Consider the following 1040-nt stretch of genomic DNA (forward strand, 5'->3'; position numbering starts at 1 on the left):
ACGAAGAGTCGGGCCAGACCATCATTTCCGGCATGGGCGAGTTGCACCTGGAAATCATCGTCGACCGCATGAAGCGCGAGTTCGGCGTGGAAGCCAACGTCGGCAAGCCGCAGGTGGCCTACCGCGAAACGATCCGCAAGTCGGCGACCGATGTCGAAGGCAAGTTCGTTCGCCAGTCGGGCGGCAAGGGCCAGTACGGCCACGTCGTGCTGAACATCGAGCCGCAGGAGCCGGGCAAGGGCTTCGAGTTCGTCGACGCCATCAAGGGCGGTGTCGTGCCGCGCGAATTCATCCCCGCGGTGAAGAAGGGCGTCGAAGACTCGCTGCCGAACGGCGTGCTGGCCGGCTTCCCGGTGGTCGACGTGAAGGTCACGCTGATCTTCGGTTCGTACCACGAGGTCGACTCGAACGAAAACGCGTTCAAGATGGCCGCGTCGCTGGGCTTCAAGGACGGCTGCCGCAAGGCCAGCCCGGTCATCCTCGAGCCGATRATGGCCGTGGAAGTCGAGACCCCGGAAGACTACGCCGGCAACGTGATGGGTGACCTGTCATCCCGCCGTGGCATGGTGCAGGGCATGGACGACATGCCTGGCGGCGGCAAGGTCATCAAGGCCGAGGTTCCGCTGTCGGAAATGTTCGGCTACTCGACCACGCTGCGCTCGATGTCGCAAGGCCGTGCCACGTACACGATGGAGTTCAAGCACTACGCCGAAGCTCCGAAGAACGTGGCCGACGCGATCATCACCGCACGCGGCAAGTAATTCAGTCAGTTAGACGAAGCCGGTCTTCGTCGTCTGCTTCGCGCGATGCCAGTGGCGCGCGAAACCAGTGGGCGGCGGAGACCTTAAACCCAGCACTGGAAGTGCTCTTTGATACGGAGAATCTGAAATGGCAAAAGGCAAATTCGAGCGGACCAAGCCGCACGTGAACGTTGGGACGATCGGTCACGTGGACCATGGCAAGACGACGCTGACGGCGGCGATCACGACGGTGCTGTCGGCGAAGTTCGGTGGTGAAGCGAAGGCGTACGACCAGATCGA

General features: G+C 62.3%; 2 protein-coding genes. Both read left to right on the plus strand.

What is annotated here, in order from left to right:
• A partial coding sequence (locus AC1D15_RS34025) for a translation factor GTPase family protein (protein WP_477829544.1) occupies positions 1-761 on the plus strand: 761 nt, incomplete at its 5' end.
• 127 nt (positions 762-888) lie between these two features.
• The coding region (locus AC1D15_RS34030; protein WP_477829545.1) for a GTP-binding protein at positions 889-1040 on the plus strand (152 nt) is incomplete at its 3' end.

This window comes from Rhizobacter sp. P2_H2 (assembly GCF_056403375.1).